Source organism: Xenorhabdus miraniensis (genome assembly GCF_002632615.1).
In genome coordinates this window covers 20677-36392 of sequence record NZ_NITZ01000009.1, presented here as the reverse complement: position 1 = coordinate 36392, position 15716 = coordinate 20677, and the positions used below count along the sequence as shown (strand labels likewise).

Annotated in this window: 16 protein-coding genes, 1 tRNA gene and 1 pseudogene; 4 read left to right on the top strand and 14 right to left on the bottom strand. The window is 44.7% G+C overall.

The window, feature by feature from the left end; translation table 11 throughout:
- The first annotated feature begins 14 nt into the window (after positions 1-14).
- From rpsU to rpoD, 3 genes are all read left to right on the top strand, one after another.
- Positions 15-230 carry a 30S ribosomal protein S21 gene (gene rpsU / locus Xmir_RS35120; protein ID WP_001144069.1) on the top strand — a complete coding sequence of 72 codons (216 nt, stop codon included), beginning with the start codon at positions 15-17 and terminating at the stop codon, positions 228-230.
- Between the two features lie 114 nt (positions 231-344).
- Positions 345-2093 (top strand): DNA primase, encoded by a 1749-nt coding sequence (dnaG, locus tag Xmir_RS35115; RefSeq protein ID WP_099113961.1) that lies wholly within the window; start codon positions 345-347, stop codon positions 2091-2093.
- 351 nt (positions 2094-2444) lie between these two features.
- Positions 2445-4295, top strand: a complete 1851-nt coding sequence (gene rpoD, locus Xmir_RS35110; RefSeq protein WP_099113960.1) for an RNA polymerase sigma factor RpoD — start codon at positions 2445-2447, stop codon at positions 4293-4295.
- A 55-nt stretch (positions 4296-4350) separates the two neighbouring features.
- Here rpoD and Xmir_RS35105 read toward each other — a convergent pair whose 3' ends face one another.
- A complete protein-coding gene (locus Xmir_RS35105; protein WP_099113959.1) occupies positions 4351-5130 on the bottom strand; it encodes a GNAT family N-acetyltransferase in 780 nt (259 codons plus the stop codon).
- 227 nt (positions 5131-5357) lie between these two features.
- On the opposite strand from Xmir_RS35105, the gene Xmir_RS35100 reads away from it, so the two are divergent.
- A tRNA-Ile gene (locus Xmir_RS35100) sits at positions 5358-5433 on the top strand.
- A 320-nt stretch (positions 5434-5753) separates the two neighbouring features.
- Here Xmir_RS35100 and Xmir_RS35095 read toward each other — a convergent pair.
- The 13 genes and pseudogenes from Xmir_RS35095 to Xmir_RS35035 all read right to left on the bottom strand — a co-directional run.
- Positions 5754-6011, bottom strand: a complete 258-nt coding sequence (locus tag Xmir_RS35095; RefSeq protein ID WP_099113958.1) for a helix-turn-helix domain-containing protein — start codon at positions 6009-6011, stop codon at positions 5754-5756.
- Between the two features lie 353 nt (positions 6012-6364).
- On the bottom strand, positions 6365-7672 hold the full coding sequence (locus tag Xmir_RS35090; RefSeq protein WP_099113957.1) for an FRG domain-containing protein: 1308 nt from the start codon (positions 7670-7672) through the stop codon (positions 6365-6367).
- A gap of 130 nt (positions 7673-7802) precedes the next feature.
- The gene (locus tag Xmir_RS35085) at positions 7803-9464 is read right to left on the bottom strand and encodes a terminase large subunit (RefSeq protein WP_099113956.1); all 1662 of its coding nucleotides are present in this window, start codon (positions 9462-9464) and stop codon (positions 7803-7805) included.
- Positions 9461-9814, bottom strand: coding sequence for a phage terminase small subunit P27 family (locus Xmir_RS35080; RefSeq protein ID WP_099113955.1), 354 nt, complete (start codon positions 9812-9814; stop codon positions 9461-9463). The genes Xmir_RS35085 and Xmir_RS35080 overlap by 4 nt, the downstream gene beginning before the upstream one ends.
- 119 nt (positions 9815-9933) lie before the next feature.
- Positions 9934-10371 (bottom strand): HNH endonuclease, encoded by a 438-nt coding sequence (locus tag Xmir_RS35075; protein ID WP_099113954.1) that lies wholly within the window; start codon positions 10369-10371, stop codon positions 9934-9936.
- Positions 10371-10673 carry a head-tail connector protein gene (locus Xmir_RS35070; protein WP_086113125.1) on the bottom strand — a complete coding sequence of 101 codons (303 nt, stop codon included), beginning with the start codon at positions 10671-10673 and terminating at the stop codon, positions 10371-10373. Before Xmir_RS35070 ends, Xmir_RS35075 begins: the two co-directional genes overlap by 1 nt.
- Complete coding sequence (locus Xmir_RS35065; protein WP_099113953.1) at positions 10666-11004, bottom strand: phage head closure protein; 339 nt, start codon at positions 11002-11004, stop codon at positions 10666-10668. The genes Xmir_RS35070 and Xmir_RS35065 overlap by 8 nt, the downstream gene beginning before the upstream one ends.
- On the bottom strand, positions 11001-12218 hold the full coding sequence (locus Xmir_RS35060) for a phage portal protein (protein WP_099113952.1): 1218 nt from the start codon (positions 12216-12218) through the stop codon (positions 11001-11003). The genes Xmir_RS35065 and Xmir_RS35060 overlap by 4 nt, the downstream gene beginning before the upstream one ends.
- A 2-nt stretch (positions 12219-12220) precedes the next feature.
- Positions 12221-12766, bottom strand: a complete 546-nt coding sequence (locus Xmir_RS35055) for an HK97 family phage prohead protease (protein ID WP_099113951.1) — start codon at positions 12764-12766, stop codon at positions 12221-12223.
- Positions 12767-12810: 44 nt separating this feature from the next.
- The gene (locus Xmir_RS35050) at positions 12811-13962 is read right to left on the bottom strand and encodes a phage major capsid protein (RefSeq protein ID WP_099113950.1); all 1152 of its coding nucleotides are present in this window, start codon (positions 13960-13962) and stop codon (positions 12811-12813) included.
- Positions 13963-14124: 162 nt separating this feature from the next.
- Entirely contained in the window at positions 14125-14523 is a 399-nt protein-coding gene (locus tag Xmir_RS35045) for a DUF6201 family protein (protein ID WP_244170901.1), read from the bottom strand.
- A complete protein-coding gene (locus Xmir_RS35040; protein WP_099113949.1) occupies positions 14520-15362 on the bottom strand; it encodes a DUF6402 family protein in 843 nt (280 codons plus the stop codon). Before Xmir_RS35040 ends, Xmir_RS35045 begins: the two co-directional genes overlap by 4 nt.
- A 2-nt stretch (positions 15363-15364) precedes the next feature.
- Positions 15365-15716, bottom strand: a pseudogene (locus tag Xmir_RS35035) (Hcp family type VI secretion system effector); the annotation flags it as partial.

Sequence of the window (15716 nt, the reverse complement as noted above, 5' to 3'; positions counted from 1 at the left end):
GAGGTGAGAGGCACATGCCAGTAATTAAAGTACGTGAAAACGAGCCATTTGACGTAGCACTGCGTCGCTTTAAGCGTTCTTGCGAGAAAGCAGGCGTATTAGCAGAAGTTCGTCGTCGTGAATTCTATGAAAAACCAACGACTGAGCGCAAACGCGCTAAAGCTTCTGCTGTTAAGCGTCATGCTAAGAAGCTGGCTCGTGAAAACGCACGCCGCACTCGTTTGTACTAATCCTTGCGGTCAATCCGCTTAGTGGTTGTATTAACAAACTACTGCTGTTAAAGGCCGTGCTTTCCAACAGGAAGCGCGGCTTATTCTCGTTCATCAACAGGCGTAAAAGGGCTTATGGCTGGACGAATTCCACGCGCATTTATCAATGACTTATTAGCAAGAACCGATATCATTGATTTGATCGATGTAAGGGTGCCTCTCAAAAAGAAAGGCAAGAATCATCAGGCGTGCTGTCCTTTCCATAACGAAAAAACCCCTTCATTCACCGTTAATGGCGATAAACAGTTTTACCATTGCTTCGGTTGTGGTGCACATGGCAATGCCATTGATTTTCTGATGAATTATGACAGGTTAGATTTTGTCGAATCCATCGAAGAACTGGCTGCGATGCACGGGCTGGAAGTGCCCTACGAAGCAGGCTCTGGCGGTGGTCATATTGAACGCCACCAAAGACAAAATCTTTATCAACTGATGGATAAGCTCAACGGCTTCTATCAGCATTCACTGACCACCCCCGGCGCTCAGTCAGCCCGGCAATATCTGGCTCAACGCGGTCTTAGTGAAGAGATAACCCACCGCTTTGCCATTGGCTTTGCACCGGCTGGGTGGGACAATGCGCTAAAACGCTTTGCCCATAATGTGGAAGATCGCAAACAGCTAAACGACGCGGGAATGCTGGTCACTAACGACAATGGCCGTACTTATGATCGTTTCCGCGAACGTGTGATGTTCCCAATTCGCGATCGTCGTGGTCGTGTCATTGCATTCGGTGGCCGAGTGCTGGGAGATGCACTTCCTAAATACCTGAACTCACCGGAAACAGAAATATTTCATAAAGGCCGCCAATTATATGGTCTTTATGAAGCGCAACAGAGCCATAACACGCTTTCAAAGCTATTGGTGGTTGAAGGTTATATGGATGTTGTCGCGTTAGCCCAATTTGGCATTGACTATGCCGTAGCTTCGTTGGGAACATCTACGACAGCCGAACACATTCAGTTACTTTTCCGCACAACGGATAATGTTATCTGTTGTTACGATGGCGACCGAGCTGGCCGCGATGCCGCATGGCGTGCACTGGAAACAGCGTTACCCTATCTGAATGATGGTCGGCAGTTACGTTTTATGTTCTTGCCAGATGGCGAAGATCCAGATTCACTGGTTCGCAAAGAAGGACGAGCGACGTTCGAACAAAGAATACAGAAAGCATTAACCTTATCTGAATTCTTGTTTGAATCACTATTACCCCAGGTAGATTTGAGTACCCCAGAAGGTGCGACCAAACTCAGTTCGCTTGCTATGCCTCTGATTAGTCAAATTCCTGGGGAAACACTGCGGCTCTACCTGCTCCAGGAAATTGGAAAACTGCTTGGCATACCTGATACAACACAATTGGAACGATCTTTGGCAAAACTTGTCAAAAAAGATACCAATACATATCAGGCGCTAAAACTGAAACCAACAACAATGCGTATTCTTATCGCATTGCTGGTGCAGAATCCGCATTTAGCGACATTAGTTCCTTCATTACAGGGAATGTTTTCTGCTCAGATAGCGGGGTTACCGTTATTTATAGAGCTTGTCGACACGTGCCTTGCTCAACCAGGTTTAACAACCGGGCAACTTTTGGAGCAGTATCGCGATAATAAATATGCAGCACAGCTTGAAAAACTCGCTGCATGGAACGATATACAGATAGAAGAAATTGCTGAGAAAACTTTCAGCGATGCGCTGAACCATCTTTTCGCGTCAGCCCTTGATGAGCGTTTTAACTTTCTGATGGCCAAAGAGAGGACAGAAGGACTGACACCAGAAGAACGTAAAGAAGTCTGCTTAATTACGGAATCTGGGGCGAGGAAATAAGAAACTGTCTCAACCAGCTATATTATATGAAGACTATATTACTTGGCTGACTTACTCAATACGTTTATGTTCGTAACATCACTGGATGAAAATATGCCTTTGAAAAACATAAATTTTTGAAAATATATTTTTTTAAAGAAATATAGCTTGATGAAACAGGTTCTATACCAAGTGTAAAATCACTGATACAGAATTCACGGCTTAACTGCCGCATTAGGTAGGGAGACAGCCCTACGATTGTCGCTATTGAGGGCAGCGGCAATACAATGAAAACGCCCCCAAATGTTATTGTTGGCATATTTGTTTCGCCGACCGACACCAACCAATACTCTGAAGTGTGGATACCGTCTTATGGAGCAAAACCCGCAGTCACAGCTAAAGCTACTTGTCACCCGAGGTAAGGAGCAAGGCTATCTGACCTATGCTGAGGTCAATGACCATCTGCCGGAAGATATCGTCGATTCTGATCAGATAGAAGATATCATCCAAATGATCAATGACATGGGCATCCAGGTAATGGAAGAAGCACCTGATGCTGATGATCTCATGTTGGCAGAAAACACAAACGACACCGATGAAGACGCGGCGGAAGCGGCTGCGCAAGTGTTATCCAGTGTCGAGTCAGAAATCGGTCGTACCACCGATCCTGTTCGCATGTACATGCGTGAAATGGGTACGGTGGAGTTACTGACTCGCGAAGGTGAGATTGACATTGCAAAGCGCATTGAAGATGGCATCAACCAAGTGCAGTGTTCCGTTGCCGAATACCCTGAAGCGATTACTTATCTGCTGGAGCAGTACGATCGCGTTGAAGCCGGCGAAAGCCGTCTGTCTGATTTGATCACGGGTTTCGTCGATCCTAATGCAGAAGAAGATCTCGCACCAACAGCGACTCACGTTGGCTCAGAACTTCCTCAGGAAGAGCTTGACGACGATGATGACGATGACGATGAAGAGCGCGATGATGATACTGACAGCGAAGATGATAACAGCATTGATCCAGAACTGGCGCGCCAGAAGTTTCTGGAACTACGTGAACAATATGAACTGACCCGTCAGTCAATCAAGAACCACGGGCGCAGTCATCCAAGTACCGCAGCAGAAATATTGACCTTATCTGAGGTATTCAAACAGTTCCGTCTGGTACCGAAACAGTTTGATTATCTGGTCAACAACATGCGTTCCATGATGGATCGTGTTCGTCTTCAAGAACGTCAAATCATGAAGATGTGTGTTGAACAGTGCAAAATGCCGAAGAAAAACTTCATCACGCTGTTCTCTGGCAATGAAACCACTGACACATGGTTCACCGCTGCAAAAGCAATGAACAAACCATGGTCTGATAAATTGCTGGAAGTTGAAGAAGAAATCATGCGTAGCCTGCAAAAGTTACGCCAAATCGAAGAAGAAACCGGCCTGACCATTGAGCAGGTCAAAGATATCAACCGTCGTATGTCAATCGGTGAAGCGAAAGCCCGCCGTGCGAAAAAAGAGATGGTTGAAGCTAACTTGCGTCTGGTTATTTCGATTGCGAAGAAATATACCAACCGCGGTCTGCAATTCCTCGATTTGATTCAGGAAGGTAATATCGGCCTGATGAAAGCAGTTGATAAATTTGAATACCGTCGTGGTTACAAATTCTCAACTTACGCTACATGGTGGATCCGTCAGGCAATCACGCGTTCTATCGCTGATCAGGCGCGTACCATCCGTATCCCGGTACATATGATTGAGACCATCAACAAACTCAATCGTATTTCCCGCCAGATGTTGCAGGAAATGGGTCGTGAGCCTTCACCAGAAGAGCTGGCAGAACGTATGTTGATGCCTGAAGACAAGATCCGCAAGGTACTGAAAATTGCCAAAGAGCCAATCTCCATGGAAACACCTGTAGGTGATGATGAAGATTCACATCTGGGCGATTTTATCGAGGATACTACCCTCGAACTGCCGCTGGATTCTGCCACTTCAGAAAGCCTGCGTTCTGCAACTCACGATGTGCTGGCTGGCCTGACTGCACGTGAAGCGAAAGTTCTGCGTATGCGTTTTGGTATTGATATGAACACTGACCATACACTGGAAGAAGTGGGTAAACAATTTGATGTAACCCGCGAACGTATTCGTCAGATCGAAGCCAAAGCATTGCGCAAACTGCGCCATCCAAGCCGTTCTGAAGTACTGCGCAGCTTCCTTGATGACTAATCAACGAATTTGCTGATCAATCTGAAAAGCGTCTGTTCCGGCAGACGCTTTTTTATTATTCACGGATAAATCCCTGATACTCAAATAATGGCTTAAACCCGACGCGTCGATACAATCCATTACCATCACGAGAAGCCTCTAAATAGCACTCAGTCGCGTCTTGCTGTTTGGCTTCGTGCAAAACCTGATTAATCAAGACAGAAGCATATCTCCTGCCCTGCATTTCCACCACTGTGCCGATATCATCAAAACGAGCAATATTGCCTTGTCTTGATAAGGTTAAAGCGCATACCGGTTGCCCTTCAACATATAACACATAATGTTGTAGATCTTTTCCTGCCTCTAATGCCGCCTGATGGCATTTTCGATATTGCCCAGAGGTAGGCTTTTCTGTCTCAAATGCGTTTTCTATCGGAGTTGCCCAATCATCCAAGCAATGGTCAACACGCCTGATTTCATATTCCATCGCTGATACATCACTCATCTGCCAACCCATCAAATCAAGCTGCATGGCTGTAGTGACACTATCAGGATCGGGGACAAATCCTGCCTGCTGGATAACCGCCAGAATTTGACTATCTGGATCGATGGCAGCAATCATGAAAGGCACGCTAACGTGTTCATCCAGCAGCCGAATAGCTGTTTTAAGCTCTTCTGCTATTTTGACAGAGCTACCTGTTACCAATAGCAAATTTAACGCAGAGGTTTCAACACCGGTCACATAAACCCGAACTTCTTTGCTGATATGTTGATACATTTGGCTGATAGATGAGAAAAAGTGATCTTCTATTTGATGATAGGCCAAGATAGCCGCAGATAAAGGGAATGTTTTCATATTAATTTACAAGGGTATTTTTCGTTGGCTAAAGTCTAATCAAAGGACGAAAAATAATCAGAAAGACTTATTAAAAAAGCAATCAACATCACTAAGAATAATTTTAAACCACGTCCAGTGACGGTAAACATGTTAAAAAATACTAATTATTGTATATAAAACACGCATATGAATTTTGGGGACTAGACCTAATACCAAAGTGTGCCGTATAATCGCTTCACTTCAACGGCCCCTTAGCTCAGTGGTTAGAGCAGGCGACTCATAATCGCTTGGTCGCTGGTTCAAGTCCAGCAGGGGCCACCAGATTTATCAAGGGGTTGCATCAAAAGTGCAACCCCTTAGTTTTTTCTAGGATACCCATAGGATACCTTCTGGCAGTAGCGTGAGGTATAACCGATTAACATTGCTACGGTAATGAACCGTTGTCGTATTTTCCTCTGTGATATTTATCACATTCCTTGAACATTATAGAATTTAGCTTTCTGCTTCCCTAATCACCACTTGAAAAACAAAAAAGCCATGAGTGCTAAAAATGGTTAAGTCTGGATACCATTTCAGTTTCAAGGCTTCGTATCAAAATTTATTATTCACAGAATAAATAACAAGCTGACGGATAATTATTCCTATGGTTTATTGCGAGCATGACGCTCAACAAGCTGACCGTCCATATCAAAATAGCGGCTAGGCCAGATCTCAGAGGGATGTATATTGAGGTAATTAGCGATAATCCACTCACCTTTTGGCCAAGGCCGACTGAGAGTATTTGCTAATGTAGATGAACTGAGTCCGGCTTCACGGGAGACAGCCGCTAAGGTTGTACCACGCTTACGTAATGCAGCAATAATGTCAGCTTGATGCCAATCATTTTTAACGTTATTCATTCCTGCTACCCCTTCCATTAATTGAGAAAATTGATGGTGGCGATTCAAGCAAGGTCATCACAACTGGGAGCTACCTTCCAGCGAGGCCGAAGCCTCCCTTACCTGAACCGCCATTGAAAGGGCGATAGCAGACACACTGGTAGAAACTTCCTACCAGTGGATAGCTCTTTACAAGGGTGATGATCCTTGACCATTGGATTTTGCCAATGGCAGAGCCACTTTAACCGATTGTTTTATCTGACTCAATAAGCGAACTCGTATAAACGCTTAACTTTTTGCGTTATGTGCCATTGATAATGGTGCTACCACTACCTCTCACCTCCGTTCAAAGTGATTTTCGAGCCGTAATAGAATTAAATGCTACGGTAAGATACTATCTTCTCTTGCATGTATTCAGTGAAAGATATGATTTCAGGATACACAAAATCTTTCGAAAAGCCGTATAGCTCCAGCTCTTTTCTTATAGGCTCTATACTTTCTTCAGGTATGATTATTTTTAATAATCCAGTATTTTTGTTAATATTATCTAATGATTTATCATCGATAGTAGTTATAGTATTATCATTATTAAATACGTCAGATGGATAAACCTCATCTTTTATATTATTACAAAACATTAACGCTCCTTGTTGGTTTTTTATCCTCTGATTAATTGGTAATGGTTCGATGATAGTATTATAATTATTGAAAATATCTATAGCAGCAGACGATCTTGAATAATTATCATCTGAAACACTGACAAATAATTTAGGAAAATCATAAGTACTTTCATCGAATTCATCAGTATATTTTTCAGGTAATTTATTTATAATATCAATTAGATGAACTTCTGAATTTAGTCTTACAGGATTGGCATTCTTGAAATATTTAAAATCAACCATAAGCTCATTAATAAGCATCGCAAGATCATATTTAATTGAAGATTTTTCTTTGTATGTTACTTGATCACTCCTTTGAGAAACATAAAAATCACGATGCTTCATAAAAAACCGTCCACAAAGCCCGTGTATTTTTTTATGGAATTTTTTCTCTTCTTCAATTTCTTTAAAAAAACGATCGCTAGAACACACGGCCAGTGGGTTGGATTGTTCATTCCAGATCATAAACACCGCAGCATTTATTATCTCAGATTCATCTTCAATCTTGTCATCTTGGCATTCATTTTCTTTATGTTTACTTTTAAGTTTTTCATACTCCTTTTTAATCTCTTCATATTTTTTTTTAATTTCGTCATCCTTCTTTTTTTCAACTGCGAAATACAATGCAATTAAAGGGCTATTAGTCCAATCAATAACTCGGGTTGATAGTCCATAATGCTGAGCAGTTACATGAAGATCAATATCATTCATCCTATAACCGTTAATAATATTTACATCAGGATAGACTATATGCTTTTCCTTAAATTTTGAGTATAATTCATGTGCCAATTCATATTTTGAAATATCATGGTCTTGATAACTTTCAGTAATTAAATTATACTTTTTAACATAATAATGTTTTAGTTTTGAATCAGAATACTTTAATAATCTACTTAAACTCGAATTAATACCATATTCTGAATTTCTTTGTCCACGGTAAAAAACACGTTTTTCATTAGGAGAAAATTTCTTAACAACACGAAGAAAATCTCCTACACATGTAATTCCTAATTTATTACTCAATTTATTCCCCTATTAAAAATCCCTAGTTCTATATATTTATTACATCAATAAGTAGCTCTTATAGGAGGAAAATATATCATCAGACATTGGCCTTTCAAACACTCATGAAGAAATAAAATTAATGCATTGACTAAATTCCGTTAAAATTATCCAATCGCTGCTTCTGTTCTTCACTCAAGCCAAACGCAAACTCTTCATGCTCTGCCTGCCATGTGCCAAAACTCATCAAAAACGCAATAGCCGGATCGATTTTATTCGCAGACTTCTTCTTATTCGGTTTGATATTGGCGTTCGCATCGGTTTCCATCACCACATTGGACATTGCCCACGCGAGAACCGGATCGCCGTTGTGACGAATGATTTTGCGATTCACGAACACTTCGGCAGATTTAGCCACCGGACTAAACCGCATATAGGTTTGCGGGAACGGCTCCACATCCAGCCCTGCACCCTGTAGCTGGGTGCGTAAGTGGGTGGCGTTCCATGTATCAAAGCCGACCAGTTTGATATCAAAGTGCTGGCTGTCGTTGAGAATGTCATCACGGATACGGTCATAATCAATGCAGTCGCCCGTTGTAGTGCGTATCCAGCCCATTTGTGCCCACTGACGATAAACCGCCCGGTTCTTGTTGGCGGGATTCTGTAGCTGGGCTTCGGGCAGGTAATGGCGGGTCAGTAATAACAGTTCATTGTCCACGGGAAAGGTGTAGCAAATGCTGGTGATATCGCCGGTTGAAGATAAATCGAGTCCGGCGTAACACTCCAGCCCTTTAAGGTCGTTTTCATCGTATTCTGTCTGGCAGGCTTGCCAAGCCCCGTCCCCCATCCACGGCGTTTCGCCCTGGCACCAGATATTAAAGCGTTTGGTGAGCATTTCCGTCCATTGTGAGGGAATGCCCCGCGCTTTCTGGATAGTGTCATGCAACGCGGCACTGTCCACGGACACATTCAGGTTGGGATTAGCCTTTATCCAAAGGGCTTCATCATCAATCTCGTGCTCGTCGTCCAGTTCGTAGATCAGGGCAAGCAGGGAGTCATTTTGCTCTTCCCCGTCCAGTATCTGGCAGCAATAATCATAGTGCTGTTTACAGGCGGAGATCACGTTGCTGCCCGCTGTGGTAATGGCAAACAGCATGCCTTCGGAACGTGCCCCCATGCCCAGTTCAAGAGCAGAGTACACGGCATTATCCGGGTGTAAATGGTACTCATCGACAATCGCCAGACTGGGGTTAGTCCCCTCAATCGTGGCGGCTTTGGCGGCCAGTGGCTTTAACAGGCTGTTACTCTTTGGATAGGTCACTTTGTGTTGCTGGATAGCGACCCGCTTTTTGAGTGGCTTGGAAAGCAGACACATCTGACGGGCATCATCAAATACAATACGCGCCTGATCACGGCTCACGGCGGCGGTGTAGATATCCTGCTGCCCGTTCTCCATCACAAGGAACCAGTTCGCCAGTATCGCGGCCACGGTGGACTTGGCATTTTTGCGTGGCACCTGAATGTAGGCACTGCGGTATTTTCGGCGTCCGGTCGCTTTGACTTTGAAGCCGAACAGGTTGGCAAAGGCAAATTGCTGCCACGGTTCCAAGACGATAGGTTTGCCGCGTAAATGACCTTTGACGTGCGGACAGTGACGAGAGAACGCCACAAAACGCCCGACAACCTCCGAATCAAACGTATAAAGCGGGTTATTCAGGTCGTTATAGTAGCGTTTCACCGCCTGTTTTACCCGTTTACAGGCCGGAATTCTGCTGTTTTCGATATCAAAAGCGTATTGCTCCCAAGCATTCATAGTCGGTCTAACTCGTCCTCTTCCTCAATCTCCACTGGATTTTTACGCCGTGATACGGGATCAAAACCCAGCAGCGAGGACATTTTTATCATGATTTTTTCTGCGTCAGCTTTGGCGCTCAGTGAGGGGTTGCGGCTTTCGCTTCCTTGGCTGTTAACAATACTAAAGCCCCTGATATTAAGGTCTGCCACCGCTTTTCGGTAAATGGCGTAATTGACGCAGTACAGTTCTAAATTGTTCCAGTCGGCGGCGGTCAGATCTTCCCGTTCGCTTAAGGTTTTTGCCTTGGCTTTCCACTGGCTGGCGGCAATCTCATTCAGATACGTCGGGGGTTTGGGTGCTCTTGCCATAATTTTTTGTTTTCCTTGTGATTTTATTTTCAAAAAAAGTGCCGTGCGTAAAAATTGGAGGAGGCGGCGGTTCCGCTGAGGGGGGCATTTGTCATTTTTGATACCCCCACCCCTCTATTTCATTGGGTTATTATTCCGCAACTCACCAACCTTGCCGCTTCTGCTTCTTGCTTCCGATACTCACCGTTCTTGCGCTTCTGTTTGGTGATCGGGTCTGTCTGTACGGTCTTACGGTTATGGCAGGCGTGGCATAAAGATTGATGGTTGGATTCAGGCCAGAACAACACATCACTATCACCCTCTATCGGGATAATGTGATCGACGATGGTGGCAGGTGTGTAACTGTTCTGCTTAAGGCAATGGACGCATAAGGGATTCGCCTTGAGATACATCATCCTGTATTTACCCCATTGATTACTATAACCACGCTGGGTACGTGTGCCGCGTTGCTTGTCCTGCTGTCGGCTGGTTTCTCGTCTGTGCTGCTCACAGCGTCCTGACTTCACCCGCTGGTTACAGCCCGGATAATTACAGCGTCTTAACGGTTGCCACGGCATCAATACACTCCCACATCACGATAAACAGACCACAATGATTTAATGGTGAACGGGATTTCTTTCAGTTCCTTATCAGCCACCATTGTCCGGTTCTCATACAGCAAGCCGATATAGAGTAAACAGCCCACCTTAATGGCGGGTGTAAAGGTCAAGCCTGCATCAAACCGCTTGCCAATATGTTGCTGGCAGACTTCCAATGCCGCATCAGCATAACCTTGAAGCAGGGCATCCTCTAAATCATTGCCCTCATCTATCCGGCAATGCTGCTTGATTTCACTCAGGGGGATTTCAATATCAGGCATATTTCACGCCTCCCTTGCAAAGTAGCTCTAGGTGAGTCCGTTTCGGATCGGGGATAACGGCAACGATGGCAAAAGCCTGACTGTGGGGACTATCACCCTGATAGATAATCCGGTGTGTGGTGGTGATATCGTTCCGGTAGCGCAACCAGATACGTACTGTGGCTTCGGAAAGCATCCGTCCGGAGGCCACCAGTTCCCGACCGCTGATAAATCTCACTTCTGCCCAGACGGTGGCAACGTCCACCCAATGCTTAACCATCGTGCCGTATTCACCACGGGTCGGTTCATTCTTTTGAATCATCACCCGATGCCGTAATCTGCCCGCTTTCATTCCTTGCCCTCCGGTTGTTGCTTGATTTCCACTGTTTGCTTCCATGCCTGACTGAATTCATCACCGCCCTCACGGGGGGATAATCCCTCCCGTTCACGGGCTTCATTCGGGCACATCACACCGGATTTAATCGCCGTCTCATAACTCTGGAAGCGTTCTTTCGGATTGGCACGCAGCAGGTCAGCAGTGTCGAACTCCACTTGGTAACGAATGCCCCGTTTTGGGGACGCCAGCAGCAAGGCGGATTTGATTTGTTGCTCAAAGTTAGCCAGCCACGGGCGCATGGTGATGGTCAGAAAAGCACGGGATGCTTCACTAAAATTGCTGTAAGTGCTGTTCGAATATTCTTGCAGGAAGATCGGGCTGACGTTGAACATGCGGGCGATATCGTCAATCGTGAAACGACGGGAAGCCAGCCATTCCGCATCCTGATTGCTCATCCCTAATTGCTGGTAGTCCATTCCACCTTCAAGAATGGGCGTTTTCCCCGCATTGCGGGCGCCCTTGTAACGTTCGAGGGCTTCCAGTGCCTTATTGCCCTTGACCCCATCCAGCCAGTCAGTGGATTTAATCACCCCGGCGGCCATCATGCCGTCTTTCATGATGCTGGCACCGTGGCGCTGTTGTGCCAGCCCCAAGCCCAAGGTTTCACGGCAAATGGTGACAGGTGAGCGCCCCAGAAAGCCGTCTTCGGTGGCATAACGCAGATGCAACACTTCTTCCTGTAGGTAGGTTTTCACCTTGCCGCTATACGGTTCTGTGATGGTGTAGGCGAAGCGGTGATCGGATAAGCGTTGTGCTACCACCGCTGACGGCGGGTAAGGGTGCAAGGATTGCGGCTGGCCGTCTTTGCCCCAGACAATCACCGCATAGGCATTGCCATTCAGCAAACAATGACGCATCAGGGTGCGCTTGAACTGAAACGGCGTCTGGCAGTCATTCGGGCATTCATTCAGCAAATAATCCACAGGGTGATCACTGAGCCACTCGCGGGATTCTTTGCCGTGCTGGTGCTGTACCCGATAGAGGTAACAAGGCATGGTGGCGACGGCTTCACTGATCACCGTGACCGCATTCATCACCGCAGGCAAGCCCTCCGCCGTGGACGGGGAAACATGTTCACCGGATTTGGTGTTAGCCATGCCCGCCAGAGAAAGAAACTCATCCATCGTCATGCTACGGGTTTCAGGCGATTTTCGCTTAAAAGGCCACATGGTTACACCTCGGACAGTTGCAGCCAGTAATGACGCAAATCGGCATCACAAGGTTTGGCGGCATTCAGGGAACGTTTGGCAATCTCTACGTTGCTTGTCGGATAGGCCGGAATACTGGTCAGGCTAATTTCTCGTAGCTCTGCCTCTAAGACGGTTCTGATATAGGGTGTTTGACCCGTATCCCACTGATCTTTAATGGCACGAAAACCAAAGGACATGCCTTGTATATCACCACGCTCAACCAGTGTCAGTACATCACGCCCCAATTGCGTATCAGGCGGGGTTAACTCGAAGCGTAATCCAATGGCATCTTCGGCAAGCTGCAATGTGCCCGATGTAGTGCGGCCTAACAGGTTCGTGTGATCGTGTTCATAAAGCGCCCTGACATCCGTATTCGCCGTTAAACTGGCGCTAAAGGCATTGGCGGCGAACTGCTCCACAAACTCATCCCACAAGACTTGTGATCGGCTGTTCCACTTAATCACATAACCCGTGAGCTTTTTATCACTGGCAGAAAGTGATGCCGTTCTTAATTCAATATCATTCATTTGAGAGACTCCAAGACAAAAAAGGGGCGCTGTGCCCCTCTTGCTTATTTACTGGCTGCTTTCACTTCCAGCACTTTGATGGCGTTGGAGTCCACCAGACCGCCGCCCAAGTATTTATCGGTGTGTACCTTATAAAATCCCGGTTCGGTAATATTGTCGGGACGGGTACGGGTGCCTGTTTGATGGTCAACAATGAAGTAACCGCGTTTGAAGTCACCCAGACCAATCACCCCCTCCGGCATAAATTCGAGGTAATGAACCGGCAAGCCCAATAACATATCAGGGTCACCCGCCTGTAAACGCTCGCGCCAGATATAATCGCCGTTACCGTTTTTCAGCTTCTGCACCTTCGCGGCGGTCGTGGAGTTCATCACCCACACGGCGTTCTTGCGGTATTTGTTCCTGAGCAGGAATTTCAGGTCAATCAGGCTATCGGCCTCAAGGGTGCTGACTTCCAGCTTTTGCAGCGTGCCGAAAGCACGTACCTTGTCGGCTTGGGGATCACGGGGATAAGACAGGAAGCCCCTGGCTTTTTTGCTGCCATCTCCACTCACAAGGTCGGTTTCTTCGGTATCGACAAACGTATCTGCAATCTCGGTGGTCAGCCAGCCCAAGATATCCACATCGCTAAAGTCGATAATCTCTTGGGTGGTTTTAGGGTAAGCGTAAATCGGGAACAGCTTAATGCTAACTTCTTCCATCTTCGGTGTCGTCGTTTCACTGCGTGCCTTGCCTTCTTCCCCGTGGGTGACGGCTGCACCACCGACCGAAACAAGCTGTTTATACTCATTGCTGCGAGTGGTTTTAATCGTACAGATCCGACGCATGACCGACTCATCAGCCAGTTGCTGCATGATCTGCTTGTTCAGTTCCGGGATAACGGTATAGCCACCGTCTGACGGGACACTTGTAGACAAGGTGCGGGTTTCCCCGGTCAGAACATAGTGGCGCAGTTCGTCATTGCTGAGTGGTTCACTGGTTGGCTGGTTCTTCGCCTGATTGCGTTCTTCATCAGACAGCGCTTCATAACGGGCAATTTCGGTATTCAGGGGGTCGGACTGGCTGCGCAGCTCGTCAAACTGTTTGTCTTCATCTTCGGTGAGTGAGCGCTTTTCAGTTTCGGCTTGGGTGAGCAGCGAACGCATTTGATTGGTCAGGTCGGCTTTTTGTTGGCGTAATTCGAGCAGTTTTTTCATGGTGTTTTTATATCGATTTATTTTTGATGGAATATATTTAACAACATGAAAAACAATAAGAAAGTAGATTTACTATGGTGTTCAATCACACAATAATAAAAAAGCCTCTGAAACTCAGAGGCTAAACAGAGATAAACATGAAAACAAAACATTTACAAAAAATTATTTTAATTTATTTACATAGATGACTTCATATCCGTCATTTGTTGGATAGATAAAAGCATCTTTATTAGCGGTTGGAAGGCTAAATGAGGCAGAAAATGCCCCATATGATATTGACGTAAAAGGAGAACTTTTCCAGATATCTCTGTTTTTATTATCATATAAAACAATAAAATATTTGTCTCCCAAAATGACATACTTCCACATTGCATATGGAGATATTGGCAACTTCTTATATACCACTGCAGTATATTGACCATCTTCACCCTTCTCCTCAAAACATTTATTCCAATTACCGAAGAATAATGTTGATGGAAATAACACCCACATTATAAAAATAATGATAAAAAATAAAACCAGCCATGGTTTTCTAAAAAAGTATTTACATTTATTTTTCATAGGTGAATAATTTTATGTTGTGGTAACGGGCTCAGCCATAAAATATCAGAAAAAACAATAAAATCACCACCTTCATTATGTTTTTTCTGCCATTTTCTAAAACCATCATTAATTACAGGAACATACCCATTATATTTAATCCATAAAGCCAGCCAACTTCCAGTCGCATAAAGAGCGGCATAATCAACGGAACCAATTTTATCTAATATACCATTTTTACTCCAAATGCCTAAAGGTTCATTAGCGCCAACAAAATCATAGGTATCTTTTAAATACATGCCAATCTGTTCGGTGACAAAAACATCTTTACTGTTTAATTTATCCACATATCCCTTAACGGCCACCTTCATATTGGAATTACCCATAGCCCCATACCAATCATCAACCGTATCCAACTTAGAACCAAATTGCCTAACATTGACTACTGAAAACGTGTCTATTTCCCGTATATCATTTTCATATCCTAATTCTTTTTTTCCACCTTCTTTCTCTAGCTGTTCTTTTAATTGCACGATACCCGCATTACTTGCCCATCCATTAATTAATACAGACATCACGTCTTGAGGTTGTTTATATTTCATTGCCCATTCCATTTTTATGATGGAATCATTAACCAGTTCATTTGGTATATCTATTGCGCGACCTCGAAAATATTCTGTTTTTATTTTTTCTGTAAAATAATAAGCAGGCTTTGTATTAAACCAATGCCGCATTAATTTCGGTGCCATTTCCCAACCCATTTTTTCCATTGCATTCGGGTTCTGGTTTAAATAGAAGATATCCATTTCAATTTCTGTATTTTTGCCGCCTTTAACGGTTTTGGTTTTAAAAATCGACATTATCAAATCCCTATTTTTGTCTGAAATAAATATTTAACTTCAAGATTTTCTTCTTTTTTGGCGTCAAACTGTTTTGTCATTCCCGATGTTTGACATATCCCTTCAATCAGTCCCTTGTCCGTTTCCACTCCATACGCTATATCTTGGCAAATATTTCCTTGATGTTTCAGAGTGAATTTATGGCTAAATAGAGCAACAATAACTTCTTCAATCAGTGGCTGAATATGATTAAACCCAGACAAAAGCGGCCTTTCCTCTTCACGTCCAACTAATTGCGAAATACTGTAACCCGACGTTCCGGCGGCGAGGTGACTGCATGAAATAGATTTGTAATCCAGCATCACCACTTCATGC

Coding starts and splice junctions, on each gene's coding strand:
- Xmir_RS35080 (WP_099113955.1), bottom strand. CDS start 9,814: ATGGCAAGAGCACCCAAACCCCCGACGTATCTGAATGAGATTGCCGCC.
- Xmir_RS35050 (WP_099113950.1), bottom strand. CDS start 13,962: ATGAAAAAACTGCTCGAATTACGCCAACAAAAAGCCGACCTGACCAAT.
- Xmir_RS35065 (WP_099113953.1), bottom strand. CDS start 11,004: ATGAAAGCGGGCAGATTACGGCATCGGGTGATGATTCAAAAGAATGAA.
- Xmir_RS35040 (WP_099113949.1), bottom strand. CDS start 15,362: ATGTCGATTTTTAAAACCAAAACCGTTAAAGGCGGCAAAAATACAGAA.
- Xmir_RS35070 (WP_086113125.1), bottom strand. CDS start 10,673: ATGCCTGATATTGAAATCCCCCTGAGTGAAATCAAGCAGCATTGCCGG.
- rpoD (WP_099113960.1), top strand. CDS start 2,445: ATGGAGCAAAACCCGCAGTCACAGCTAAAGCTACTTGTCACCCGAGGT.
- Xmir_RS35060 (WP_099113952.1), bottom strand. CDS start 12,218: ATGTGGCCTTTTAAGCGAAAATCGCCTGAAACCCGTAGCATGACGATG.
- Xmir_RS35095 (WP_099113958.1), bottom strand. CDS start 6,011: ATGAATAACGTTAAAAATGATTGGCATCAAGCTGACATTATTGCTGCA.
- rpsU (WP_001144069.1), top strand. CDS start 15: ATGCCAGTAATTAAAGTACGTGAAAACGAGCCATTTGACGTAGCACTG.
- dnaG (WP_099113961.1), top strand. CDS start 345: ATGGCTGGACGAATTCCACGCGCATTTATCAATGACTTATTAGCAAGA.
- Xmir_RS35105 (WP_099113959.1), bottom strand. CDS start 5,130: ATGAAAACATTCCCTTTATCTGCGGCTATCTTGGCCTATCATCAAATA.
- Xmir_RS35075 (WP_099113954.1), bottom strand. CDS start 10,371: ATGCCGTGGCAACCGTTAAGACGCTGTAATTATCCGGGCTGTAACCAG.
- Xmir_RS35055 (WP_099113951.1), bottom strand. CDS start 12,766: ATGAATGATATTGAATTAAGAACGGCATCACTTTCTGCCAGTGATAAA.
- Xmir_RS35045 (WP_244170901.1), bottom strand. CDS start 14,523: ATGAAAAATAAATGTAAATACTTTTTTAGAAAACCATGGCTGGTTTTA.
- Xmir_RS35085 (WP_099113956.1), bottom strand. CDS start 9,464: ATGAATGCTTGGGAGCAATACGCTTTTGATATCGAAAACAGCAGAATT.